At 60.4% G+C, this 23,410-nt stretch carries 19 protein-coding genes; 15 read left to right on the top strand and 4 right to left on the bottom strand.

Annotation, left to right across the window (positions count from 1 at the left end; translation table 11 throughout):
* Positions 1 to 15 precede the first annotated feature (15 nt).
* The 11 genes from algK to CXF97_RS15880 all read left to right on the top strand — a co-directional run bounded on the left by algK (position 16) and on the right by CXF97_RS15880 (position 14,032).
* On the top strand, positions 16 to 1,521 hold the full coding sequence (gene algK, locus CXF97_RS15935) for an alginate biosynthesis TPR repeat lipoprotein AlgK (RefSeq protein ID WP_178081200.1): 1,506 nt from the start codon (positions 16 to 18) through the stop codon (positions 1,519 to 1,521).
* Complete coding sequence (locus CXF97_RS15930; protein WP_101159312.1) at positions 1,518 to 2,999, top strand: alginate export family protein; 1,482 nt, start codon at positions 1,518 to 1,520, stop codon at positions 2,997 to 2,999. Before algK ends, CXF97_RS15930 begins: the two co-directional genes overlap by 4 nt.
* 26 nt (positions 3,000 to 3,025) lie before the next feature.
* Positions 3,026 to 4,597, top strand: a complete 1,572-nt coding sequence (gene algG, locus CXF97_RS15925; protein WP_101159386.1) for a mannuronan 5-epimerase AlgG — start codon at positions 3,026 to 3,028, stop codon at positions 4,595 to 4,597.
* A 10-nt stretch (positions 4,598 to 4,607) separates the two neighbouring features.
* Complete coding sequence (locus tag CXF97_RS15920) at positions 4,608 to 6,074, top strand: alginate O-acetyltransferase (RefSeq protein WP_101159311.1); 1,467 nt, start codon at positions 4,608 to 4,610, stop codon at positions 6,072 to 6,074.
* Positions 6,075 to 6,082: 8 nt separating this feature from the next.
* A complete protein-coding gene (locus tag CXF97_RS15915; RefSeq protein ID WP_101159310.1) occupies positions 6,083 to 7,207 on the top strand; it encodes a mannuronate-specific alginate lyase in 1,125 nt (374 codons plus the stop codon).
* 209 nt (positions 7,208 to 7,416) lie between these two features.
* Complete coding sequence (locus CXF97_RS15905; protein ID WP_101159309.1) at positions 7,417 to 8,982, top strand: MBOAT family protein; 1,566 nt, start codon at positions 7,417 to 7,419, stop codon at positions 8,980 to 8,982.
* A 10-nt stretch (positions 8,983 to 8,992) separates the two neighbouring features.
* Positions 8,993 to 10,165, top strand: a complete 1,173-nt coding sequence (locus CXF97_RS15900) for an alginate O-acetyltransferase (protein WP_101159308.1) — start codon at positions 8,993 to 8,995, stop codon at positions 10,163 to 10,165.
* 14 nt (positions 10,166 to 10,179) lie between these two features.
* Entirely contained in the window at positions 10,180 to 10,836 is a 657-nt protein-coding gene (locus CXF97_RS15895; protein WP_101159307.1) for an alginate O-acetyltransferase AlgF, read from the top strand.
* A 210-nt stretch (positions 10,837 to 11,046) separates the two neighbouring features.
* Positions 11,047 to 12,498: a mannose-1-phosphate guanylyltransferase/mannose-6-phosphate isomerase gene (locus CXF97_RS15890; RefSeq protein WP_101159306.1), complete on the top strand. Its 1,452-nt coding sequence runs from the start codon at positions 11,047 to 11,049 to the stop codon at positions 12,496 to 12,498.
* 209 nt (positions 12,499 to 12,707) lie between these two features.
* Positions 12,708 to 13,172 (top strand): multidrug transporter, encoded by a 465-nt coding sequence (locus tag CXF97_RS15885; RefSeq protein WP_101159305.1) that lies wholly within the window; start codon positions 12,708 to 12,710, stop codon positions 13,170 to 13,172.
* Positions 13,173 to 13,207: 35 nt separating this feature from the next.
* On the top strand, positions 13,208 to 14,032 hold the full coding sequence (locus tag CXF97_RS15880; RefSeq protein ID WP_101159304.1) for an SDR family oxidoreductase: 825 nt from the start codon (positions 13,208 to 13,210) through the stop codon (positions 14,030 to 14,032).
* 180 nt (positions 14,033 to 14,212) lie between these two features.
* Here the strand turns inward: CXF97_RS15880 and CXF97_RS15875 are convergent, their stop codons facing one another.
* The 4 genes from CXF97_RS15875 to CXF97_RS15855 all read right to left on the bottom strand — a co-directional run bounded on the left by CXF97_RS15875 (position 14,213) and on the right by CXF97_RS15855 (position 19,126).
* Positions 14,213 to 15,079 (bottom strand): HlyD family secretion protein, encoded by an 867-nt coding sequence (locus tag CXF97_RS15875; protein WP_101159303.1) that lies wholly within the window; start codon positions 15,077 to 15,079, stop codon positions 14,213 to 14,215.
* Positions 15,080 to 15,104: 25 nt separating this feature from the next.
* Entirely contained in the window at positions 15,105 to 15,305 is a 201-nt protein-coding gene (locus CXF97_RS15870) for a DUF1656 domain-containing protein (protein WP_041479478.1), read from the bottom strand.
* A complete protein-coding gene (locus CXF97_RS15865; RefSeq protein WP_101159302.1) occupies positions 15,295 to 17,487 on the bottom strand; it encodes an FUSC family protein in 2,193 nt (730 codons plus the stop codon). Before CXF97_RS15865 ends, CXF97_RS15870 begins: the two co-directional genes overlap by 11 nt.
* Positions 17,488 to 17,626: 139 nt before the next feature.
* Positions 17,627 to 19,126 carry an efflux transporter outer membrane subunit gene (locus CXF97_RS15855; protein ID WP_101159300.1) on the bottom strand — a complete coding sequence of 500 codons (1,500 nt, stop codon included), beginning with the start codon at positions 19,124 to 19,126 and terminating at the stop codon, positions 17,627 to 17,629.
* 275 nt (positions 19,127 to 19,401) lie between these two features.
* Here CXF97_RS15855 and CXF97_RS15850 point away from each other — a divergent pair, with 275 nt between their 5' ends.
* The 4 genes from CXF97_RS15850 to CXF97_RS15835 all read left to right on the top strand — a co-directional run bounded on the left by CXF97_RS15850 (position 19,402) and on the right by CXF97_RS15835 (position 23,393).
* Positions 19,402 to 20,370, top strand: coding sequence for a LysR family transcriptional regulator (locus CXF97_RS15850; RefSeq protein ID WP_039759257.1), 969 nt, complete (start codon positions 19,402 to 19,404; stop codon positions 20,368 to 20,370).
* Between the two features lie 391 nt (positions 20,371 to 20,761).
* Positions 20,762 to 21,136, top strand: coding sequence for a DUF6124 family protein (locus tag CXF97_RS15845; protein ID WP_101159299.1), 375 nt, complete (start codon positions 20,762 to 20,764; stop codon positions 21,134 to 21,136).
* Positions 21,137 to 21,760: 624 nt separating this feature from the next.
* Positions 21,761 to 22,735, top strand: coding sequence for a D-glycerate dehydrogenase (locus tag CXF97_RS15840; protein ID WP_101159298.1), 975 nt, complete (start codon positions 21,761 to 21,763; stop codon positions 22,733 to 22,735).
* A 148-nt stretch (positions 22,736 to 22,883) separates the two neighbouring features.
* Positions 22,884 to 23,393 carry a DUF2165 domain-containing protein gene (locus CXF97_RS15835; protein WP_101159297.1) on the top strand — a complete coding sequence of 170 codons (510 nt, stop codon included), beginning with the start codon at positions 22,884 to 22,886 and terminating at the stop codon, positions 23,391 to 23,393.
* The last annotated feature ends 17 nt before the right edge of the window (positions 23,394 to 23,410 follow it).

Raw genomic sequence — 23,410 nt, 5'->3', positions numbered from 1 at the left:
GTCGAGGACATGCCTGTGACTACTCCAACTGTCTCGAACACGCCGCAGCCCTTGTGGGAGCGGGCTTGCTCGCGAATGCGGTTCAACATTCAAAATCAGTATGGGCTGACACACCGCCTTCGCGAGCACGCCCGCTCCCACATGGGGCCTCTGTGTGCAGTTGCATTGGCAGTTTCTCTGGCCGGTTGCGCCGGGCTGCCCGATCAACGTCTGGCCAATGAAGCGCTCAAGCGTGGCGACACCGCCACCGCTGCGCAGAATTACCAGCAACTGGCCGATCTGGGTTACAGCGAGGCGCAAGTCGGCCTGGCCGATATCCAGGTCGACAGCCGCGACCCGGCGCAGATGAAACAGGCCGAAGCGACCTATCGCGCAGCGGCCAGCGTGTCGCCGCGCGCCCAGGCCCGTCTTGGTCGTCTTCTGGTGGCCAAACCAGGCTCCACCGAAGCCGAGCATCACGAAGCCGAAACCCTGCTGAAAAAAGCCGCCGCCAATGGCGAAGGCAACACGTTGATCCCGCTGGCGATGCTGTACCTGCAATACCCGCACAGCTTTCCGAACATCAACGCCCAGCAGCAGATCGATCAGTGGCGCAAATCCGGCTACCCGGAAGCCGGTCTGGCGCAGGTGCTGCTGTATCGCACCCAGGGCACTTACGACCAGCATCTGGATGACGTGGAAAAGATCTGCAAGGCCGCGCTCAACACCACCGACATCTGCTACGTCGAGCTGGCCACCGTTTACCAGAAACGCGGCCAGCCGGAACTACAAGCCGAGCTGATCAAGCAGATGCAGGCCGGTTACAGCCGTGGCACCGTCACCGCACAGCGCGTTGATTCGGTCGCCCGTGTGCTGGCCGACTCGACCCTGGGCAAGACTGACGAGAAAACCGCGCAGTCGCTGCTCGAGCCGATCGCTCCGGGCTACCCGGCGGCGTGGGTCAGCCTTGCACAACTGCTCTACGACTTCCCGGAACTGGGCGACGTCGATCAGATGATGAAGTACCTGGACAACGGCCGCGCCGCCGACCAGCCACGCGCCGAGCTTTTGCTGGGCAAGGTCTACTACGAAGGCAAACTGGTCCCGGCCGACGCGAAAGTCGCCGAGGAACATTTCCAGAAAGCCGTTGGTCGTGAAGTCGCCGCCGATTACTACCTCGGCCAGATCTATCGCCGTGGCTACCTGGGCAAGGTCTATCCGCAGAAGGCCCTCGACCATTTGCTGACCGCTGCGCGCAACGGTCAGAACAGTGCCGACTTCGCCATCGCCCAACTGTTCTCCCAAGGCAAGGGCACCAAGCCCGATCCGCTGAACGCTTACGTATTCAGCCAACTGGCCAAGGCCCAGAACACTCCGCAAGCCGACGAACTGGCAGCGACCCTCGAGGCGCAATTGCCGCCCGAGCGTCTGCCCGAAGCCCGCCGCCTGTTGCAACAGGAACAGGCCAGCCGTGGCGCCCTGAACTCGAACACGCTGCAACTGCACGCCCTGCAAGAAGAAGACGGCGAGGAAAAACTATGAAGCTGAACCCATTCGTGAAGGCCGGTATTGGCCTCACCTTCGCGCTGCTCTGGTCTTGCCCGACACTGGCTGCGATGACTGAAAGCAAGAACTTCGGTCTGGATGTCAAACTCACCGGCCAGTCCGAAGACGACCGTGACCTCGGCACCGCCGGTGGCGGCGACGTCAACGGCGTGGGCCTCGACCTGCGTCCGTGGATCTACGGCGAAAGCGGCGCGTGGAGCGCTTATGCGATGGGTCAGGCCGTAACCTCGACCGATATCATCGAGACCGACACCCTGCAGCAATCGGACGGCGAACAGACCACCGACAGCGGCGATCGCGAAACCAAGAAAAACTACCTGGCGATGCGTGAATTCTGGGTCGGCTACAGCGGCTTCACGCCCTACCCTGGCGAGATTCTCAAGTTCGGTCGTCAGCGTCTGCGCAATGACGATGGTCAATGGCGCGACACCAACATCGAAGCGTTGAACTGGACCTTCGACACTACCCTGCTGCGGGCCAATGCCGGTGTTGCCGAGCGCTTCAGCGAATACCGCACCGACCTGAAAGAGCTGGCGCCCAAAGACAAGGATCGCCTGCACGCCTACGCCGACGCCGCTTACCAGTGGACGCCGGGCCAGTGGGTCGGCATTCGCGGTCATCACACCCACGATGACGGCAAACTCGATTACGCCGAGCCGGGTGTTCCGCGCGACTCGCTGGACAAGACCGAGAACGGTGACATCAGCTGGATCGGCCTGACCGCCGACAGCGACGCCTACAACTGGCGCAACACCAACACCGTCAACTACTGGGGCAGCATCACCGGCATGAGCGGCGACCGCGACACGGTCAACGCGCTGAATGCCGATGGCACGCGCCCGACACAAGCCAAACGCAGCGATGACATCAGCGGCTGGGCAGCCGATATCGGCGTGCGTCTGCGTCTCGATCCACAGTGGCAAGTCGGCGGTGCCTACGCCCGCGCCAGTGCCGATTACGAGCAGAACGGTCTGGAGAGCAACCGCTCCAACTACACCGGTACCCGCTCGCGCGTGCACCGTTTCGGTGAAGCGTTCCGTGGCGAAATGAACAACATGCAGACCGCCACCCTCTTCGGCTCATGGATGGTCAACGACGAGTACGACGCCAGCCTGATCTACCACAAGTTCTGGCGTGTCGACGGCAACAAGCCGGTCGGCAGCAACGGTATCAACGCGGTGGAAAACAACACCGACGACGTCACCGGCGCCATCCTCTCCAGCACCTCACTGCCGCTTGAAGATGGCAACAAGGACCTGGGTCAGGAAATGGACCTGGTCGTCACCAAGTACTTCAAGCAAGGCCTGTTGCCGGCGGCATTGAGCCAGTCGATCGACGAGCCTTCGGCACTGGTGCGTTTCCGTGGCGGTGTGTTCAAACCGGGCGATGCCTATGGCAGCCAGGTTGATTCGTACATGCACCGCGCATTCATCGACGTGATCTGGCGCTTCTGATGCAAACCGCCAAGGGAGTGCCCGACATGATCAGCACCAGAACAGGCTCACTCAGCCTGCTGGCCGGCGCGATGCTGCTGGCCAGCGCCGGCGCCTTCGCCAATGTTGAACCGGCGAAACCTGCGACCGTAGCCAAGGAACTGCAACAGGCCAAGACCTACACCGTCAGCAGCGCGCCAACCGACGCGCTGCAACTGGCCAAGCCGACACTGCCCGACCTGTCCGGCTTCACCGCCGAAGCCGCTGCCGCGAAGATCGTGCGCAGCAAGCCGGGCAAGATCAGCGTGCGCCGGATGATGCAGGAAAACGCCCTGAAGGACTTCATCGGCGGCGATAACAAGATGGCCGAATGGGTGGTGCGTCAGCACGGCATTCCGCAAGCGATCTTCATCGACGACGGCTACATGAACCTCAAGGATCTGGCGAAGAAACTGCCCAAGCAGTATTTCAGCGAGACCGCTCCGGGCGTGTACCTAGCTAAATTGCCGATCGTGGTCGGCGAGAAAGGCACCCTCGAAATCGACGGTCAGACCCAGGAACTGCGCCTGTCGCAAGAGGCCGGTTCGTTCCTGGTCAACGACGGCAAACTGTTCGTGCGTGACACCAAAGTCACTGGCTGGCGCGAGAAGGACAACGGCCCGGCAACCTTCCGTTCGCCGAAGGAATTCCGTCCGTTCCTGCTCGCCTGGGGTGGCACCGAGACCTACATCGTCAACAGCAAAATGGCCAGTTTCGGTTACGCCAACAGTAAGTCGTACGGGGTGAGTATTTCCCAGTACACGCCGAACATGGCGAAGGTGCTCAAGCGTCCTGAGCCGACCGGCTGGATCGTCGGCTCCGAGTTCTCGGACATGTGGTACGGCTTCTACTGCTACGAAACCAGCGACTTTGTGGTCAAGGGCAACACCTACAAAGACAACATCGTCTACGGCATCGACCCGCATGACCGTTCGCATCGGCTGATCATTGCCGAGAACACCGTGTACGGCACGAAGAAGAAACACGGGATCATTATTTCCCGTGAGGTCAACGACAGCTTCATCTTCAACAACAAGAGTTTCGACAACAAGTTGTCGGGCCTGGTGATCGACCGGAACAGCATCAACAACATCATTGCCTACAACGAGATCTACAAGAACCACACCGACGGCATCACGCTCTATGAGTCTGCCGACAACCTGTTGTGGGGCAACAAGGTCATCAGCAACCGGCGCCACGGCATTCGTATTCGTAACAGCGTAAACATCCGCCTCTACGAAAACGTTGCCATGACCAACGGCCTGACCGGCATTTACGGCCACATCAAAGACCTGACCGACACCGACCGCGACATCAAGCTCGACCCGTTCGACGCGCAGGTCTCGTTGATCGTCGTCGGCGGCGAACTGGCAGCCAATGGCAGCGGCCCGCTGTCGATTGACTCGCCGTTGAGTGTCGAGCTGTATCGCGTGTCGATGCTGGCGCCGACCAAGTCCAGCGGCATCAGCTTCAACGGCATCCTCGGCGAGCGCCAGGATGAAATTCTCGATCTGTTGGTGCGCCAGCAGAAAGCCGTGCTGATCGACCCTGTCGAACGCCAGACCGAAATGCAGGACTGAGGAAATTTTTATGCACCCACACATGATCAAACTGCTCAGCCTCTCGGCCCTGACCCTCGGCATTCTCGCTGCCGGCAACGCCCGCGCCGACGCTGAAGGCGCAAGCGCCACGCCACCGAAGTTCACCGCCGAGCCATGCTGCAACCTGTGCCCGGCTGCCCATGACGCGAAGAACTACACCACGCGTTATCAGCAGAACTTCACCACGCTGGTGCAGGCTCAGGGCGACTGGCTGTTCCGTACCCAGGAAGACCTGCGCACCGAGTTCAACACCACACCGGCCGGCTACAAGCGCTTGCAGCAGTTGCACGATGCGTTCAAGAGCAAAGGCGTGGAACTTGTGATCGTTTACCAGCCGACCCGTGGCCTGGTGAACCGCAACAAGCTCAACCCGCAGGAAAAAGCCGCGTTCGATTACGAGAAAGCGCTGAGCAACTACAAGACCATGCTCGGCCGTTTCGCCAAGATGGGTTACGTGGTCCCGGATCTGTCGCCACTGACCAACGAATCGTTGCCGGACACCCTGCCCGCCCACGATTTCTACTTCCGTGGCGACCAGCACTGGACGCCGTACGGTGCCCAGCGCACGGCCAAAATTGTTGCCGAGAAGGTCAAGCAGATCCCGGCCTTTGCCGACATTCCCAAGCGTGAATTCGAGACCAAGCGCTCCGGACGCATGGGCAAGACCGGCACCCTGCACAACATGGCCGGGCAGCTGTGCGGCACCAGCTACGCGATCCAGTACATGGACCAGTTCACCACCGAGCCGAAAGGCGAAGCTGGCGACGGCGACCTGTTCGGCGACTCCGGCAATCCGCAGATCACTCTGGTCGGCACCTCGCACAGCGGCAAGAACTACAACTTCGCCGGTTTCCTCGAAGAAGCCATCGGCGCCGACATTCTCAACGTGGCCTTCCCCGGCGGCGGTTTCGAAGGTTCGATGCTGCAATATCTGGGCAGCGAAGAATTCCAGAAGACCCCGCCGAAGATTCTCATCTGGGAATTCTCGCCGCTGTATCGCCTCGACCAGGAAACCATCTATCGCCAGATGATGGCGCTGCTCGATAACGGCTGCGAAGGCAAAGACGCGCAGATGACCGGCAGCGCCACGCTGAAGCCGGGCAGCAAACAGGAACTGCTGGTCAACAGCAAGAACCTGAACCTGCAGAACGCCAACCATCAGGTCGACATCCGCTTCGCCGACACCTCGGTGAAAACCCTGCAAGCCACCCTCTGGTACATGAACGGTCGCCACGAGGACATCAAGATCGAGAAACCGGAAACCTCCGACACCGACGGTCGTTTCGCCTTTGAGCTGCGCACGGACGAAGACTGGGCCTCGCAAAATTTGCTGGCCGTGGAAGTCCAAGGCCCCGAAGCCGGTCCTGGCGCCGCGCCACAAAAAGTCGAAGCGAAAATCTGCAAACGCAACGTATTCCCGGGCGCCGGTCAACAGACCGCGCAGCTTGGGCAATGAGGTCTGCTATGCGAAATCGAACGATCAAACACCTGCTCGCGCCTTCCCTGCTGACCTTGGCGATGTTCGCCGGGGCGACTCAGGCCGCCGCGCCACTGCGTCCACCACAGGGCTACTTCGCCCCGGTGGATAAATTCAAGAGCGGCGACAAAAGCGACGGTTGCGATGCGATGCCGGCGCCGTACACCGGCCCGCTGCAATTTCGCAGCAAATACGAAGGTTCGGACAAGGCCCGCGCGACACTGAACGTCAAGTCGGAACAAGCCTTTCGCGACACCACCAAAGACATCACCACGCTGGAACGCGGCACCGCCAAGCGCGTCATGCAGTTCATGCGCGACGGTCGTGCGGAGCAGCTCGAATGCACGCTGAACTGGCTGACCGCGTGGGCCAAGGCTGATGCCTTGATGTCCAAAGACTTCAACCACACCGGCAAGTCGATGCGCAAATGGGCGCTGGGCAGCATGGCGTCTTCGTACATTCGCCTGAAGTTCTCCGACTCGCATCCACTCGCGCAGCATCAGCAGGAAGCGCAGTTGATCGAGGCGTGGTTCAGCAAAATGGCCGATCAGGTGGTCAGCGACTGGGACAACCTGCCGCTGGAAAAAACCAACAACCACTCGTACTGGGCCGCCTGGTCGGTGATGGCCACCGCCGTCGCCACCAACCGCCGCGACCTGTTCGACTGGGCCGTCAAGGAATACAAGGTCGGCGTCAATCAAGTCGATGCCGATGGCTTCCTGCCCAACGAACTCAAGCGCCAGCAACGCGCCCTCGCCTATCACAACTACGCCCTGCCGCCGCTGGCGATGATCGCCAGTTTCGCCCAGGTCAACGGTGTCGATCTGCGTCAGGAAAACAACGGCGCGCTCAAGCGTCTCGGTGATCGTGTGTTGTCCGGGGTGAAAGACCCGGATGAATTCGAGGAAAAGAACGGCAAAGAGCAGGACATGACCGATCTGAAAGAGGACATGAAATTCGCCTGGCTCGAACCGTTTTGCACGCTCTACACCTGCGCTCCTGATGTGATTGAGAAGAAGCGCGACATGCAACCGTTCAAGACTTTCCGTCTTGGCGGCGACCTGACCAAGGTCTACGACCCGTCGCATGAAAAGGGCAACAAAGGTTCGTAAGGCCAGACGCAAAACCCTGTAGGAGCTGCCGAAGGCTGCGATCTTTTGATCTGGCTTTTGAAGATCAGGATCAAAAGATCGCAGCCTTCGGCAGCTCCTACAGGGATCGGTGTCAGGTTTGAGATTTTTGAGTTGACCCTCCGGTTTTACGTGGGGGGTTTGGGGGGGCTTTGGCCCTTGACTGTTGGTTCAAACATGGAGAGATCGGGATGGTATTTTCATCCAACGTGTTCCTGTTTCTGTTCTTGCCGATCTTTCTCGGCTTGTACTACTTGAGCGGGCAACGCTATCGCAACCTGCTGCTGCTGATCGCCAGCTACGTGTTCTACGCCTGGTGGCGTGTGGACTTCCTCGCGCTGTTCGCAGCCGTCACGCTGTGGAACTACTGGATCGGCCTGAAAGTCGGTGCCGCCGGCGTCAGGACCAAACCGGCCCAGCGCTGGCTGCTGCTCGGCGTGGCCGTCGACCTGTGCATCCTGGGCTACTTCAAGTACGCCAACTTCGGTGTCGACAGCATCAACGCGATGATGACGTCGGTGGGTCTTGAGCCGTTCATCCTCACGCACGTGCTGCTGCCGATCGGTATTTCGTTCTACATCTTCGAATCGATCAGCTACATCATCGACGTTTACCGTGGTGACACCCCGGCGACGCGTAACCTGATCGACTTCGCAGCGTTCGTGGCGATCTTCCCGCACCTGATTGCCGGCCCGGTGCTGCGCTTCCGCGACCTGGCCGACCAGTTCAACAACCGCACGCACACCCTCGACAAGTTCTCCGAGGGCTGCACGCGGTTCATGCAGGGTTTCATCAAGAAAGTCTTCATCGCCGACACCCTCGCCGTTGTTGCGGACCACTGCTTCGCCCTGCAAAACCCGACCACGGGCGATGCCTGGCTCGGCGCGCTGGCGTACACCGCGCAGCTGTACTTCGACTTCTCCGGTTACAGCGACATGGCCATCGGCCTGGGCTTGATGATGGGTTTCCGTTTCATGGAAAACTTCAAGCAGCCGTACATCAGCCAGTCGATCACCGAGTTCTGGCGCCGCTGGCACATCAGCCTGTCGACCTGGCTGCGTGACTACCTGTACATCACCCTCGGCGGTAACCGTAAAGGCACGCTGATGACCTATCGCAACCTGTTCCTGACCATGCTGCTCGGTGGTCTGTGGCACGGCGCGAACATCACCTACATCGTCTGGGGCGCCTGGCACGGCATGTGGCTGGCGATCGAAAAAGCGCTGGGCCTTAACACCTCACCGCGCAGCCTCAACCCGATCCGCTGGGCACTGACCTTCCTGCTGGTGGTAATGGGCTGGGTGATCTTCCGTGCCGAGAACCTGCACGTTGCCGGGCGTATGTACGGCGCAATGTTCAGCTTCGGCGACTGGTCGCTGTCGGAACTCAATCAGGCCAGCCTCACCGGTCTGCAAGTGGCGACTCTGGTGGTGGCTTACGTGACGCTGGCGTTCTTCGGCCTGCGTGACCTGTACACCAATCAGCCGCCAGCCAAGACCAAACCTGCGGTCAACGTCGAGGCCGATGGTCCTGCGACTGCCACGCCTGGAATGATCAAGGCAGCGCCTGGCGAAAACCCGGCGAGCATCCATGAACCTGGCTACACCGTCGGCGTCGAAGCCCAGGTGCAACCGGCCTACTGGACCGCGGACTGGTCGCGCTACGTGATGCGCGGGCTGATCCTGCTGCTGTTCATTGCCTCGATTCTCAAACTCTCGGCGCAAAGCTTCTCGCCGTTCCTTTACTTCCAGTTCTGAGGGATCTGACATGACCCGCTCATTACGCATCTTCTACATCGCCCTGTTCCTGGTGACACTGTTGGTCCTGGGTCTGTGGTCGGTTCGCAGCTTCTTCGGCTTCAGCACCAACGCCGATGCGACGGTGCTAAACGGCCGCTGGACGAAGGCGGTGGAAACCCACTACGACGATGAATTTCCGATCAAGCGCCTGGGCACCAACCTCTGGGCCGCGCTGGATTTCAAACTGTTCAACGAAGGTCGTCCGGGCGTCGTGCTCGGCCGCGACCAGTGGCTGTACAGCGACGAGGAATTCAACCCGATCGTCAATGAAGAGCAGAACCTGCAAGGCAACTACGCGCTGGTCGAAGGCGTGCGCCAGACCCTGAAAGAAAAAGGCGTGAAACTGGTGATGGCGATCGTTCCAGCCAAGGTGCGTCTGTACCCGGAGCATCTGGATGAAGTGAAGCCTTCGAGCATTCACCAGAACCTGTATCAGGATTTCCACGCCCGTGTCGCGGCCGACAAGATCCTCGCCCCTGACCTGCTCGGCCCGCTGCAACAGGCCAAGCAGAACGGTCAGCAAGTGTTCCTGCGCACCGACACCCACTGGACGCCGGAAGGCGCCGAAATCGCCGCCAACACCCTGGCCAAAACCATTGCCGAGAAATTCCCGCTGAGCGGCGAGCCACAGCGCTTTGTCACCACGCCAGCAGAGCAGGTCACGCACAAGGGCGATCTGCGTCTGTTCCTGCCGCTCGATCCGCTGTTCGAAAACATGATGCCGGCGCCTGAGCCACTGCTCAAACGCAACACCGTTGCCGCCGAGCAGCCTGCCGGTGACGACGCGCTGTTCGCCAACAGCGAAGTACCGGTCGCACTGATCGGCACCAGCTACAGCGCCAACCCGAACTGGAACTTCGTCGGTGCGCTCAAACAAGCGCTGCACAGCGACGTGGTCAATTACGCCGAAGACGGCCATGGCCCGATCCTGCCGATGCTCAGCTACCTGAAAAGCGATGACTTCAAGAACAGCCCGCCACAGGTGCTGATCTGGGAGTTTCCTGAACGATATCTGCCTGTGAACAACGAAATCGGCGACGCCGACCCGCAGTGGGTCGCAGAGCTCAAACAAGCCGGCGCCCGCCAACAAAACGTAGCCATCAACACTAAATCCGAGACGCCCGATCGGGCGCAAAACTGAAAGAGAGGTACACCATGACTTTCACTACTACTCCTCGTCGTCTCGCAAAACGCATTGCACTGGTTGCAGGTCTGAGCGTGCTGTCGGTTCAAGCTTTCGCCGGTGGCGACGCTGCGCTGTACGGTCCGACCGCTCCGAAAGGCTCGACCTTCGTGCGTGTCTACAACGCCAGCAACGCTGAAGTCAGCGCCACTGTCGGCAGCACCAACCTGAGCGACATCGCGCCACTGGCCAGCAGCGATTTCAGCTTCATGCCGGGCGGCGACTACAGCGCCAAAGTCGGCAGCCAGACCCTGCCGGTGAAACTGGCTGGTGACCACTACTACACCCTGGTCAACAACGCTTCCGGCGCGCCACAACTGATCGAAGAGCCGCCGTTCAAGAACAAGCAGAAGTCCCTGGTTCGTGTACAGAACCTCAGCGACAAACCGCTGACCCTGAAGACCGCTGACGGCAAGACCGAAGTGGTGCCGAACGTGGCCGCCAAGGGCCGTGGCGAACGTGAAATCAACCCGGTGAAAGTCAGCCTGGCACTGTACGAAGGCGACAAGAAAGTCGGCGACGTGAAACCGGTCGCCCTGGAGCGCGGTGAGGCAGCGGTGCTGTACGTCACCGGCAACGGCAGCAACCTGTCGCCAGTCTGGGTGAAACGCCCAGTGTCGACTCGCTAACCAATTTTCCACAGAGACGCTGATCCCTGTAGGAGCTGTCGAGTGAAACGAGGCTGCGATCTTTTGATTTTGAAGATCAAGATCAACAGATCGCAGCCTTCGGCAGCTCCTACAGGTGACCCCACCCGCCTCTGGGTACGAGACAAAAACAAGAGTGAAACGACACAACGTTCGTTGCTCTAACCAAATTGATTTTATGGAGTAAACATTATGATTCCGGTGATCTTGTCAGGTGGTAGCGGTTCGCGTCTGTGGCCTCTTTCGCGCAAGCAATTCCCCAAGCAATTCCTCGCTCTGACCGGCGAACACACCCTGTTCCAACAAACCCTCGAACGCCTGGTGTTCGAAGGCATGGACACGCCGATCGTGGTCTGCAACAAAGAGCACCGTTTCATCGTCAACGAGCAACTGGCCGCTCGCAAACTCGAATGCCAGCGCATCCTGATGGAACCTTTTGGTCGCAACACCGCGCCGGCCGTGGCGCTGACCGCGATGATGCTGGTCAATGAAGGCCGTGACGAGTTGATGCTGGTGCTGCCGGCCGACCACGTGCTGGAAGACCAGAAAGCCCTGCAACGCGCCCTCGCCCTGGCCACCGTTGCCGCTGAAAATGGCGAAATGGTGCTGTTCGGCGTGCCGGCGACCAAACCGGAAACCGGTTACGGCTACATCAAATCCACGGGCGATTCGCTGCTGCCGGAAGGCGTCAGCCGCGTCTCGCACTTCGTCGAAAAACCTGACGTCAAGCGCGCCACCGAATACGTCGAGTCCGGCGGTTACTACTGGAACAGCGGCATGTTCCTGTTCCGCGCCAGCCGCTTCCTCGAAGAGCTGAAGAAGCATGATCCGGACATCTATGACACTTGCCTGTTGACCCTTGAGCGCAGCCAGCAGGATGCCGACACCGTCACTCTGGACGAAGCCACTTTCGCCTGCTGCCCGGACAACTCCATCGATTACTCGGTGATGGAAAAAACCCAGCGCGCCTGCGTCGTGCCACTGAGCGCCGGCTGGAGCGATGTCGGCTGCTGGTCGTCGCTGTGGGAAGTCAACGAGAAAGACGCCAACGGCAACGTCAGCAAAGGCGACGTGGTCATTCAGGACAGCAAGAACTGCATGATCCACGGCAACGGCAAACTGGTCTCGGTGATCGGTCTGGAAAACATCGTCGTGGTCGAAACCAAAGACGCCATGATGATCGCTCACAAGGACAAGGTTCAGGGCGTCAAGCAGATGGTCAACACGCTCAACGAGCAGGGCCGCAGCGAAACCCAGAACCATTGCGAAGTCTATCGTCCGTGGGGCTCCTACGATTCGGTGGACATGGGCGGGCGCTTCCAGGTCAAGCACATCTCGGTGAAGCCGGGCGCATGCCTGTCGCTGCAGATGCACCACCACCGCGCCGAACACTGGATCGTGGTCAGCGGCACCGCTGAAGTGACCTGCGACGAGAACGTGTTCCTGCTCACCGAAAACCAGTCGACCTACATCCCGATCGCCTCGGTGCATCGCCTGCGCAACCCGGGCAAGATCCCGCTGGAAATCATCGAAGTGCAATCGGGTTCGTACCTGGGTGAAGACGATATCGAACGCTTTGAAGATATCTACGGCCGCTCCACCCCGATCGAACGCGGCGTATCGGTGAAAACCATCGCGCAGTGATCGCTCGCTGAAACAAGAAGCCCTCGTCCAGCCCGTTGCGTCCCCTATCCGCAGCGGGTTGGGCGGGGGCTTTTTTTGTCCTGATTCTGTGTCGCCTGTAATGGCCTGCTCGCGAAGAGGCCGGGTCAGCTCCCCAAGTCCCGATGCCCATCGCCAACCTCCCCCACGCTTAGGTAGGATGCCTCTCTGTCTCTGCGAGGTTATCCGACATGTTCATCGGCATTCTGCTGGTCATCACCTGGCTGATCCTGCTGCTGCGCTACCCGGCCAAAGCGCTGCCGGTATCGGTGGCCGCTGCCATCGGCCTGGGCTTCGTGGCCATGTGGGTGGTGTGGCTGGACAATCGCGAGATCAAGCAACTGGCGCGTCTGGAACTGCGCATTGCCTACGCTCCCGAACACTGCCCGGCCGATCGTCCGCTGCAATTGAAAATGAACAACGGCAACGATGTGCCGCTGGCCGAGCTGCGCTGGCGCATCGCCGCCTACGCGCCGGGCGATACGGTCAACCTGGCCGACAATCAATACACTGCCCCTCGCTATCGTGGCCCCGGCGAACTGCAGGCCGGCGCGACCTGGGAAGATTGCCTGCCACTGCCGCCGCTGCGCCCCGGTTATCGCCCGCAAACCCTGGAGTTTCGCGCCGAGCACTTGCAGGGCAGTTTCTCTGACTGATCCCCTCCCCCTACTCTTTGCACAAGGAATGCGCCATGCCCGTTGCGTTGATTACCGGTTGTTCCAGCGGCATCGGCCGCGCCCTCGCAGATGCGTTCAAAGCAGCCGGCTACGAAGTCTGGGCCAGCGCACGCAAAACTGAAGACGTCGCTGCGCTCAGCGCCGCCGGTTTCACCGCGATTCAGCTGGACGTCAACAATGGCGCCGCGCTAGAGCAACTCGCCGAGCGTCTGAACCAGCAACACGGCGGCCTCGATGTGCTGATCAACAACGCCGGTTACGGCGCGATGGGGCCGTTGCTCGATGGCGGTGTCGCGGCCATGCAGCGCCAGTTCGAAACCAATGTGTTTTCGATCGTCGGTGTCACCCGCGCGCTGTTCCCGGTGCTGCGGCGGGCCAAAGGACTGGTCGTGAATATTGGCAGCGTGTCCGGTGTTTTGGTCACGCCCTTTGCCGGTGCCTATTGCGCGTCGAAAGCGGCGGTGCATGCCTTGAGCGATGCACTGCGCATGGAACTGGCACCGTTCGGCATTCGTGTAATGGAAGTCCAGCCCGGCGCGATTCAATCAAGCTTCGCCAAAAATGCCGGGCATGAAGCCGAGCAACTGATCAACGAGCAATCGCCGTGGTTTCCCCTGCGTGAAGGCATTCGCGCACGGGCCAAGGCCTCGCAGGACAAGCCGACCCCTGCCGTAGAGTTTGCCGCTGAGCTGCTGAAGGCCGTGCAGCAGAGCAAACCGCCGCGGTTGATCCGCGTCGGCAACGGCAGCCGGGCGTTGCCGTTGTTGGCGACGTTGTTGCCCAAAGGACTACTTGAATGGACCTTGACGAAACGCTTCGGCCTGCGCGCAAAGCTCTAGGAAAAGATCGCTCCCACGCTCTGCGTGGTAGCGCGATGCCCGGGACGCTCTGCGTCCCAATTCGTGACGCAGAGCGTCACAGGCTGCATTCCCACGCGGAGCGTGGGAACGATCAATCTTCAGCGCGCCGGAGATTCAGCTTAGGAGCGAGCCTGCTCGCGATTCAGGCGACCCGGTCTTTCAGAGATCCGCAGTAGCCTGATTCACCACCACCGTACAAGTAATCCCCGCCGCCAGCAAAACGCCCTCCGGCACCTCATCAATGTGAATCCTTACCGGCACCCGCTGCGCCAACCGCACCCAGTTGAACGTCGGGTTCACATCCGCAATCAGCTCGCGGCTTTCCGGGTTGTCGCGGTCGTAAATACCACGCGAAATACTTTCGACATGGCCCCTGAGCACTTCGCCGCTCATCAATTGCATATCGGCTTGGTCACCGACTTTGACGTGGGGCAGTTTGGTCTCTTCGAAGAAGCCGTATACCCAGAACGAGTTCATGTCGACCACCGCCATTTTCGCCTCGCCGATGCGCGCGTAGTCGCCGCGATGCACGTTGAGGTTGGTCACATAACCGTCCACCGCGGCGCGCACTTCGGTGCGTTTGAGGTTGAGCTCGGCCGCTTCCAGTTGCGCCTGGGCATGTTGGTAGTCGGCCAGCGCGGCGTCGGCGATGTTGCTGGCGTCGTCGCGGTTTTCCCTGGAGATCACCAGATTGTCGAGGTCGGCGCGGCGATGGGCGTTGAGCTTGCGCATCTCCCAGGTCGACTTGCGCGAAGCCACCAGCGACTGCGCCTGTTTGACCGCAATGCGATAGTGCTCGGGGTCAATGCGCATCAGCAGATCGCCCCTCTTGACCAACTGATTGTCACGCACCGGCACTTCGACCACTTCGCCGGTGACGTCGGCGGCGACGTTGATGATGTCGGCACGCACGCGGCCATCGCGGGTCCAGGGCGTGTTCATGTAGTGCTCCCACAAGGTGCGGCCGATCCACAGCGCCAGAGCCAGTACCAGCAGGGTCGCGAGCAGGCTGAAAAACTTTTTCATCAGAGCCTTCTATAGAGACAGAGAGTCAACGGTAGACAGTCAGCGCCATGGCGCCGAACAGACAGGTAAACAGGCTCAGACGCAGCAGCGCCGGGTGCCAGAAAAAGCGGTACAGATCGAACCCCGAGAGAAAACGGTCCAGCGCCCAGGCCAACCCCGCAGCGACAAAGAACATCAGGGTCATGGTCGGCATGTACACGCCGTGGAAGGCGATTTCACGAGGCATGGGCAAGTCCTTCGGAGCTGGCAGAAGCGAATTCGGCGAGCGGTGATTGCGGGTCGAGCAGCGAGGTGCGGATGAAGTGCAAATAGCTTTTCACCCGCCGCAACGCAGAGGTATCGAAGTGCGGCGCGAACGGCTCATCGGTGGCGGCGACGCGGCTGATCGCGTGATCGACCGCGACCAGTGCGCGCTCCAGATTGCTCGCGTTCGGCTGCAGGAACAGGCGCACCAGCGCGCGGCCCATCACCCGAATGGCCTGGCGCCACGGTTGCGATTCGGCATACGCCGGGTGTACCGGCAGGATCGCCTGCTCCTTGCGCAATTCGATGATCGCGTGGCCGACCTCAAGCACCACAAACATCCAGCGCAACAAGCGCTTCTGCACTTTGGGTTGTCCGGCGGCGAGGCCGTACGCCTGATGCAGCAGATCGCGGGTGCGGCTCTCGAAACGCGAGGCCAGGCCTTTGAGCTTGCCGCTGATCGCATAGACCACTTGCCCGCGCAGATCCTGCTCCAGCCGCTGCCATAACCAGCGGCTGTTCGGCGGCAGAATGATCGCCCCCGCCGCAGCACACACAAGCATGCCCATGACCATTGCGATGTAGTCGTTGATGAAAGTGTAGGGGTTGTAGATCGTGAGGTTGTCCGGCACTGAACCGGTACTGAAAAAAATCAGCAGGCCCAGACCCACCCCAGCGTATTGCGGCCGCGAAGCGAGGAACGAACCGAGCACGATCACTGGCGCAAGCATCACACAGAGCAAGGGGAAACCGTCGATCCACGGGAAGATGAAAAACATCTCGACGAAGCCGATCAACGCACCGAGAAAGGTCCCGCAGGCCATTTGGAATGCCATGCGTTTCGGGTTCGGCGTGGCGGCGGACAGGCCGACGGTGGCGGCGGCGATCAGGGTCATGGTCGCCCCGCTCGGCCACGCGGTGGCGACCCAGTAACTGCCCAGCACGACGAGGATGAACGAGGCGCGAATCCCCGAGGCTGCGGCCGCCCACCAGTTGGTTTGCGGCGTGAACGGCTCGTCCCAGCGTTCACGTTCGTGGCGGTGATCGGCCAGGGACGCGTGAGTCTGCGCGTAGCTGTGCAGGTCATCGACGAAGCGATAGAGCAATTCGTAAGCGGTGTGAAAATCCAGTTGTTCGGCGTCGCTTGGACCGGTTTCCTGAAAGATCCCGCGCAGGGTGCGCACCCGCGTCGGCAAGCCTTCCTTGTAGGTCGCGAGCGCGCTGGCCAAACGTGCAGCGTCGGGGCTGGTCAAGGCGCGACCGCTGAAGCCGTCGAGCACTTCGGCGAGGTCCTGCAAACCCGGTTTGATCGCTGCCACGACATGTTCTTCGCCATTGCCGCGCAGGCGTTCAAGCAACTGTTGCAAGGCGTTGAAGCGCGTGGTGATGCCCATGAACTCACTGTTCAAACGACTCAGACGACCGTTGCGCCGGCGCATGTGCGGATCTTCGAACACGGTCACGCTGCGCAAGCCTTCCAGACCGACGGCTTCGGCAATGAATCGCACGTTGCTGGCTTCGAACGCCTCGGCTTTGCTGCGCCCGCGCAGGCCGTCGGTGACGAACAGGGCGAACACACCGAAGCGCTGATACAAGGCGTTGCGCATCGCCGCACTGGCGGTCTGCGGCAGGATCGCGGCGCTGATCAGCGTCGAACAGACAATCCCCAGCGAGATCTCCAGCACTCGCCAGACTGCCGCCATAAAGGCGCCGTCGGGATGGGCCAGCGCCGGTAATCCGACCATCGCAGCGGTGTAACCGGCCAGGACAAAACCGTAGGCGCGAAAGTTGCGGCAACGCGCGGCACCGGCCGAGCAGATGCCGACCCAGATCGCCAGCGAGCCGAGAAACAGTTCAGTGTTCTGCGCGAACAAGGCGATCAGCGTGACCATCATCGCCGACCCGGCCAGCGTGCCAAGGAAACGATAGAAGCTCTTGGCAAACACCTGGCCGCTCTGCGGCTGCATGACGATGAACACGGTGATCATCGCCGTGCGCGGTTGCGGCAGTTCCAGACGCATGGCCAGCCACAGCGTGAGGAATGCGGCGAGCAATACCTTGAAGATATACACCCAGGTCACGCCATCGCTGCGTGCCCAGTCGAAAAAACCGCGACGCCATTCCAGGGAGTGGAGCCAGCGTATTGGGGCGGGCAAGGGAGTCATGAATTTTGCTCAGAAAAGTCGGCGTGACCCGGATCCTGTGGGAGCGGGCTTGCTCGCGAAGGCGTTTTCATAGTCAACATTGACGTCGACTGATCCGCCGCTTTCGCGGGCACGCCCCCTCCCACATTGGGTCTTGCGTTCACCGTAAAAGGGCCGGGGTTTTCGGGACTGCGGTCTGTTCAGAAGTCGGCACGTCATCACCCGCACCGAGGCCACCGCCCAATGCCGTCACCAGCTCGGCATGCGCACTCAACCGCGCTGCCTGCACCTGCTGTTGCACTTGCTGTTGCTTGAACAGCAACGTCTGCGCATTCAGTACGTTGAGGTAATCGGTGAGCCCGCGTTGATAGGCGATCATTGCGATGTCGTAAGTCCTTTGCGCTGCGGCCACGGATTCGGCGGCGAAGTCCTGCTGCTTGTCCATCGACTCGCGGCGGATCAACTGATCGGAGATGTTCTTCAGTGCGTTGATCAGGGTCTGGTTGTAGTGCGCCACGGCGATGTCATAACCGGCCGCCGCTTCACCCAATTCGCCACGCAGTCGACCGCCGTCGAAGATCGGCAACGAGATCGCCGGGCCGACGTTGTAGTTGAGTTTCTTGCCGGTCAAAAACTCCAGCGCTCCGCCGCCGGTAGCCATGTAGCCGAGGCTGCCGACCAGATCGACATTGGGGTAAAACCCGGCGTGGGCGACATCAATACCGCGCGCCTGCGCCGCCACCTGCCAGCGACTGGCGACCACGTCCGGGCGCTGGCCGAGCAGTTCGGCAGGCAACGCCGAGGGCAACTTCAACGGCGCCGCGAGGGACAACGTCGGCCGTCGCAGTTGCGCAGCCGCGCCCGGGCCTTTGCCGGCCAGCGCAGCGATCTGGTTGCGGCTCAGGGCAATTTCCTCGTCCAGCGCATCGAGTTGGCGATGAGTCTCCGGCAGCGGCGTTTCGGCCTGGCTGACTTCGAAATGCGTGCCGATGCCGCCGCTCAGGCGTTTCTGCGCCAGATCAAGAATCTGCTGTTGCTGCTGGAGCGTCGCCGCGACGATGTCGCGCTGGGCGTAATGCAGCGACAACTCGATGTAGGCGCGGACGATGTTGTTCTGCAGTTCCAGTTGCGCCAGCCGTGCCTCGGCCACGCTCACATGCGCCATATCCACCGCCCGTTCGCTGGCATTGCGCTCGCGGCCCCAGAGGTCGAGGGCGTAGCTGAAGCCAAGCGCAGCGTTGTTGTCCCACGTGGTGGTGTTGGCCAGTTCGCCGGGGCCGTAGAACTGATCGGTCGGCCAATTGTGGCGCTTGAGGCTCGATTCGCCGCTTACCTGTAATGATTCGGCAGCTTCGGCTACACCTGCCATCGCCCTGGCCTGGCGCACCCGCGCGGCGGCCATGGCCATGCTCGGGCTGCCTTGCACGGCGAGGTCGATCCAGCGATCGAGTTGCGCATCGCCAAACGCCCGCCACCATTGTGCGCTGGGCCAGTGCGCGTCTTTGGCGGCCTCGGCAATGGCTGCATCGGTGGTCAGTGAATCGGCCGCAAGCGTCTCGCCGTAAGGGGCAATGCCTTGAGTAGAGATGCAGCCGCCGAGAGCCAGGGTTAAAGCCAGAACACTGAGCGGCAAAAGCGCTCTGTTGATGCGACGCGGCACAGCTGCGAATTCCTGAGAGAGGGATAGATCGAGGACCGTGTAGGTACTGCCGCAGGCTGCGATTTTTTGATCTTGATTCCCTTAAAACAAAATCAAAAGATCGCAGCCTTCGGCAGCGCCTAAAGGGAACGGCGCAATTCTATGGAGCTGCCTTGACGGCGATAAGCTGGGATTTCTGTGAATCTTTGTTACGGTTAACGAGATAATCCCTTGGTCGGGGGTCTCAGCCCCTGAAACTTCGTGTCACAATTTGCCATCTCCCTTGAGAGCACCCCATGGACACTTTGCAAAACATGCGCGCCTTCAGTTGTGTTGCCGAAGCGGGCAGCTTTACCGCCGCCGCCGTGCAACTCGACACCACTACCGCGAACGTCTCGCGCGCGGTTTCCAACCTCGAAGCCCATCTGCAAACCCGTCTGCTCAATCGCACGACCCGGCGCATCGCTCTGACCGAGGCTGGCAAGCGCTACCTGTTGCGCTGTGAACAGATCCTCGCCTATGTCGAAGAAGCCGAAGCGGAAGCCAGCGATGCCCATGCACGCCCGGCCGGCCAGTTGAAAGTGCACACCATGACCGGCATCGGTCAGCATTTCGTCATTGACGCCATCGCCCGCTACCGCAAGACCCACCCTGACGTGACCTTCGACCTGACCCTGGCCAACCGCGTGCCGGACCTGCTCGATGAGGGCTATGACGTCTCGATCGTGCTGGCCAGTGAACTGCCCGATTCCGGCTTCGTCTCGCAACGCCTGGGCATCACCTACAGCATCGTCTGCGCCTCGCCGGCCTACGTGAAAGCCAACGGCGCCGCACAGAAACCCAGCGACCTGCTCAACCACGCCTGCCTGCGTCTGGTCAGCCCGGTGATCCCGCTGGAGAAATGGGCCTTCGACGGCCCGGACGGCCAGGAGACGGTCACCATCAACAGTTCGCCATTTTTGGTGAACTCCGCCGACGCCATGAAAACCGCGATCACCAGCGGCATGGGCGTCGGCGTGCTGCCGGTGTACGCCGCCATCGAAGGCCTGCGCAACGGCACCCTGGTGCGCGTGATGCCGAACTACCGCTCGCAGGAACTCAACCTCTACGCGATCTACCCGTCGCGCCAATATCTGGATGCGAAGATCAAGACCTGGGTGGAATATTTGCGCGGATCGTTGCCGGAGATACTGGCAGCGCATCAGGCGGAATTGGTCGCGTATGAATTGACCGGAAGCCTGGCCGGCGTTCGCGTTGCCACCTAAGTTTTAAACACTCGAAGGTTTCGTGTAGGAGCTGACGAGTGCAACGAGGCTGCGATCTTTTGATCCTGCTGTTTAAAAATCAAAAGATCGCAGCCTACGGCAGCTCCTACATGGTGGTGTTTTCACGGAAGTTTCCGACAGGTTTTGCAGGTTGTCCGTCGGACGTGCGCTGGCTAGGATCTGGCGGTTGCTGACGAATCAGCGACCGGGCTTGGTCGTCCGGGTTTAGAATGGCGCACATTTTTAAGCATGCTTAATGGCGAGCTGTGCGTGGGAGGGCCTCGGCCCTGCCGGGTTTCCATTCCCTGGTCGACCAACCCGCGTACGGTTCGCCACCCGATTGCTTGGTCGCAATCAGTGGCGAACTCCACTTCCCGAATGGAGTTTCACCATGTTCAAACCCACACCCAATCCCCCCGGATCAGAAAGCACCTCCCCCTACCAATCCCCCGACTCGAAAAAACTCCACGACGCCGCCGAGCGCGCGCTGGATCACTACCTCAAACCGTCCGCCACCGCGCAGCAAAGCCACAGACCCAGCACCATGTTCCAGGTAGCACCGGACCAGGACAACGAAAGCCTGCTGGCCCACGCCTGCGAATCGCTCGCGTCGGCGAGCATCATGAGCAGCGACATCGCCGCCTACGTCGACAGCCCACAGCGGCACACGATATTGGCCATCCAGCAGGTGATCATGCTGGCGGAACTGGCAGTGAATCGGGTATTGGACAATTACGAAATCCACCAGCCCCCGACACGCAGCTGACCTTCCGGGAGCGAGCCCGACCGCGAGGGCTTCGGCACATTCACCATTCGAGGTGTCAGATAAACCGCTTTCGCGAGCAGGCTCGCTCCCACAGAAAAGCAAAAACAAAAATCAAAAGATCGCAGCCTTCGGCAGCTCCTACAATTGGATCGCGTGAATTCGATAGTAATTTGTTGACTAGCGGGCCGCCTTCGCGAGCAAGCCCGCTCCCACAGAAAGGCCAAGCAGCGCAGCCGCCCCACTCAACAATGAGCGCAAGCTCGAGTGCTTTTGATCTTGATCCACGGGCGACGTCGGTTCGACGAATTCGAACACAGCGCAAGGAGGTGCAGCGGAGCAAACCGTAGCCGCTACGCCCGGATCAATCCCGCAGCGAAGGGACCCGGGCCTGCGAGGGCCGAATGCAGGAGCTAGCGTTTTTTGCTTACTTTTTTACTGGGCCGGCATTCCGGGCGCTTGTAAAAAAGTAAGTCGCCGTCAGGCGAAACCGCCAGCCGCCGCACCGATACCATCGGATATGCATACCAGACAAACCAAGGCATGGTCGGCCCAGAGGCCGCCAAGACAACCTGAGCGAGAAAATGTTAGCGTGCTTGCAATCAAGCCCCGACGAGCTCAAATCCAATGAAAAAAACAGTCCTGGCCTTCAGCCGCATCACCCCGCCCATGATCGAGCGCCTGCAAGAAGAATTCGACGTCATCGTCCCCAACCCCAAGACCGGTGACATCAACGCCCAGTTCAACGAAGCCCTGCCCCACGCCCACGGCTTGATCGGCGTCGGTCGCAAACTCGGCAAAGCCCAACTGGAAAACGCAACAAAACTCGAAGTGGTCTCGAGCGTCTCGGTCGGCTACGACAACTACGACCTGGACTACTTCAACGAGCGCGGGATCATGCTCACCAACACCCCCGACGTGCTCACCGAAAGCACCGCCGACCTCGCCTTCGCCCTGATCATGAGCAGCGCCCGCCGCGTTGCCGAACTCGACGCCTGGACCAAGGCCGGCCAATGGCAAGCCAGCGTCGGGGCCCCGCTGTTCGGCAGTGATGTGCATGGCAAGACCCTGGGCATCGTCGGCATGGGCAACATCGGCGCCGCCGTTGCCCGCCGTGGCCGCTTCGGCTTCAACATGCCGATCATCTACAGCGGCAACAGCCGCAAGACCGAACTGGAAAAAGAACTCGGCGCGCAATTTCGCAGCCTTGAGCAACTGCTCGCCGAAGCCGACTTCGTCTGCCTGGTGGTGCCGCTCAGCGACAAGACCCGCCACCTCATCAGCCATCGCGAACTGGCGCTGATGAAGCCTGGCGCCATCCTCGTCAATATCTCGCGCGGCCCGGTCGTCGACGAACCGGCGCTGATCGAAGCCCTGCAAAACAACCGCATCCGTGGCGCCGGGCTGGACGTCTATGAGAAGGAGCCGCTGGCCGAATCGCCGCTGTTCCAGTTGAAGAACGCCGTCACCCTGCCGCACATCGGCTCAGCCACCACCGAGACCCGCGAAGCCATGGCCAATCGCGCACTGGCCAACCTGCGCAGTGCCCTGCTTGGCGAACGGCCGCAGGATCTGGTCAACCCGCAAGTCTGGCGCGGCTGAAAAAAAGGGCCAGCGCATGGTTGCGCTGGCCCTTGATTACTCCTGATACATAACTCGCAACTGAACAACCCATCCCAACCCAGTAACTGCACTATAAGCTCTCGCCACCTATCAACTCATTGATGGGTTGCCATGGAGAGCATATTTTTTGAACACCCTGACCACCGACAAACTCATTCGTTACAGCAAAGTCATCCTGATGGCTTATATAAGTTTCTTCGGCGTGCTGGTGATAATTCATAACATCATCGACTATGAATCCAACTATAACTATGTCGCGCATATCCTGAGCATGGATACCACCACGGCCGGCGAAAACATCCTGTACCGCGCCATTGAATCGCCGATGATCCACCACCGGATCTACTGGTTCATCATCACCCTGGAAGTCACCTACACAGTGCTCTGCCTGATCGGCACGTACCAGTTATATCGCTACGTTGATGCTTCGGCAGCGGCATTTCACGAAGCCAAGAAGTTTTCGATCATGGGCATACTGGTCGCCATCTTCATTTATTACGTGTGCCTGCAAACTGTCGGTGTCGAATGGTTTGACATGGACACTTCGCAATCATGGAATGCCAAAGACTGGGCAAGACATATTGTCGACTTCATTTTCCCGGTGATGATATACATCAGCTTGAAAGTGGAGGGTTGAACAGCAGCGCTCGTTTA

Source organism: Pseudomonas sp. Choline-02u-1 (assembly GCF_002836515.1).
In the GTDB taxonomy this organism is placed as follows: Bacteria; Pseudomonadota; Gammaproteobacteria; order Pseudomonadales; family Pseudomonadaceae; genus Aquipseudomonas.
The sequence above is the reverse complement of the archived record's forward strand: the minus strand, read 5'-3'. Positions and strand labels throughout refer to the sequence as shown.

Coding starts and splice junctions, on each gene's coding strand:
- CXF97_RS15880 (WP_101159304.1), top strand. CDS start 13,208: ATGCCCGTTGCGTTGATTACCGGTTGTTCCAGCGGCATCGGCCGCGCC.
- CXF97_RS15875 (WP_101159303.1), bottom strand. CDS start 15,079: ATGAAAAAGTTTTTCAGCCTGCTCGCGACCCTGCTGGTACTGGCTCTG.
- CXF97_RS15895 (WP_101159307.1), top strand. CDS start 10,180: ATGACTTTCACTACTACTCCTCGTCGTCTCGCAAAACGCATTGCACTG.
- CXF97_RS15845 (WP_101159299.1), top strand. CDS start 20,762: ATGTTCAAACCCACACCCAATCCCCCCGGATCAGAAAGCACCTCCCCC.
- CXF97_RS15900 (WP_101159308.1), top strand. CDS start 8,993: ATGACCCGCTCATTACGCATCTTCTACATCGCCCTGTTCCTGGTGACA.
- CXF97_RS15840 (WP_101159298.1), top strand. CDS start 21,761: ATGAAAAAAACAGTCCTGGCCTTCAGCCGCATCACCCCGCCCATGATC.
- CXF97_RS15930 (WP_101159312.1), top strand. CDS start 1,518: ATGAAGCTGAACCCATTCGTGAAGGCCGGTATTGGCCTCACCTTCGCG.
- CXF97_RS15905 (WP_101159309.1), top strand. CDS start 7,417: ATGGTATTTTCATCCAACGTGTTCCTGTTTCTGTTCTTGCCGATCTTT.
- algG (WP_101159386.1), top strand. CDS start 3,026: ATGATCAGCACCAGAACAGGCTCACTCAGCCTGCTGGCCGGCGCGATG.
- CXF97_RS15885 (WP_101159305.1), top strand. CDS start 12,708: ATGTTCATCGGCATTCTGCTGGTCATCACCTGGCTGATCCTGCTGCTG.
- CXF97_RS15915 (WP_101159310.1), top strand. CDS start 6,083: ATGCGAAATCGAACGATCAAACACCTGCTCGCGCCTTCCCTGCTGACC.
- CXF97_RS15920 (WP_101159311.1), top strand. CDS start 4,608: ATGCACCCACACATGATCAAACTGCTCAGCCTCTCGGCCCTGACCCTC.
- CXF97_RS15890 (WP_101159306.1), top strand. CDS start 11,047: ATGATTCCGGTGATCTTGTCAGGTGGTAGCGGTTCGCGTCTGTGGCCT.
- CXF97_RS15865 (WP_101159302.1), bottom strand. CDS start 17,487: ATGACTCCCTTGCCCGCCCCAATACGCTGGCTCCACTCCCTGGAATGG.
- CXF97_RS15870 (WP_041479478.1), bottom strand. CDS start 15,305: ATGCCTCGTGAAATCGCCTTCCACGGCGTGTACATGCCGACCATGACC.
- CXF97_RS15850 (WP_039759257.1), top strand. CDS start 19,402: ATGGACACTTTGCAAAACATGCGCGCCTTCAGTTGTGTTGCCGAAGCG.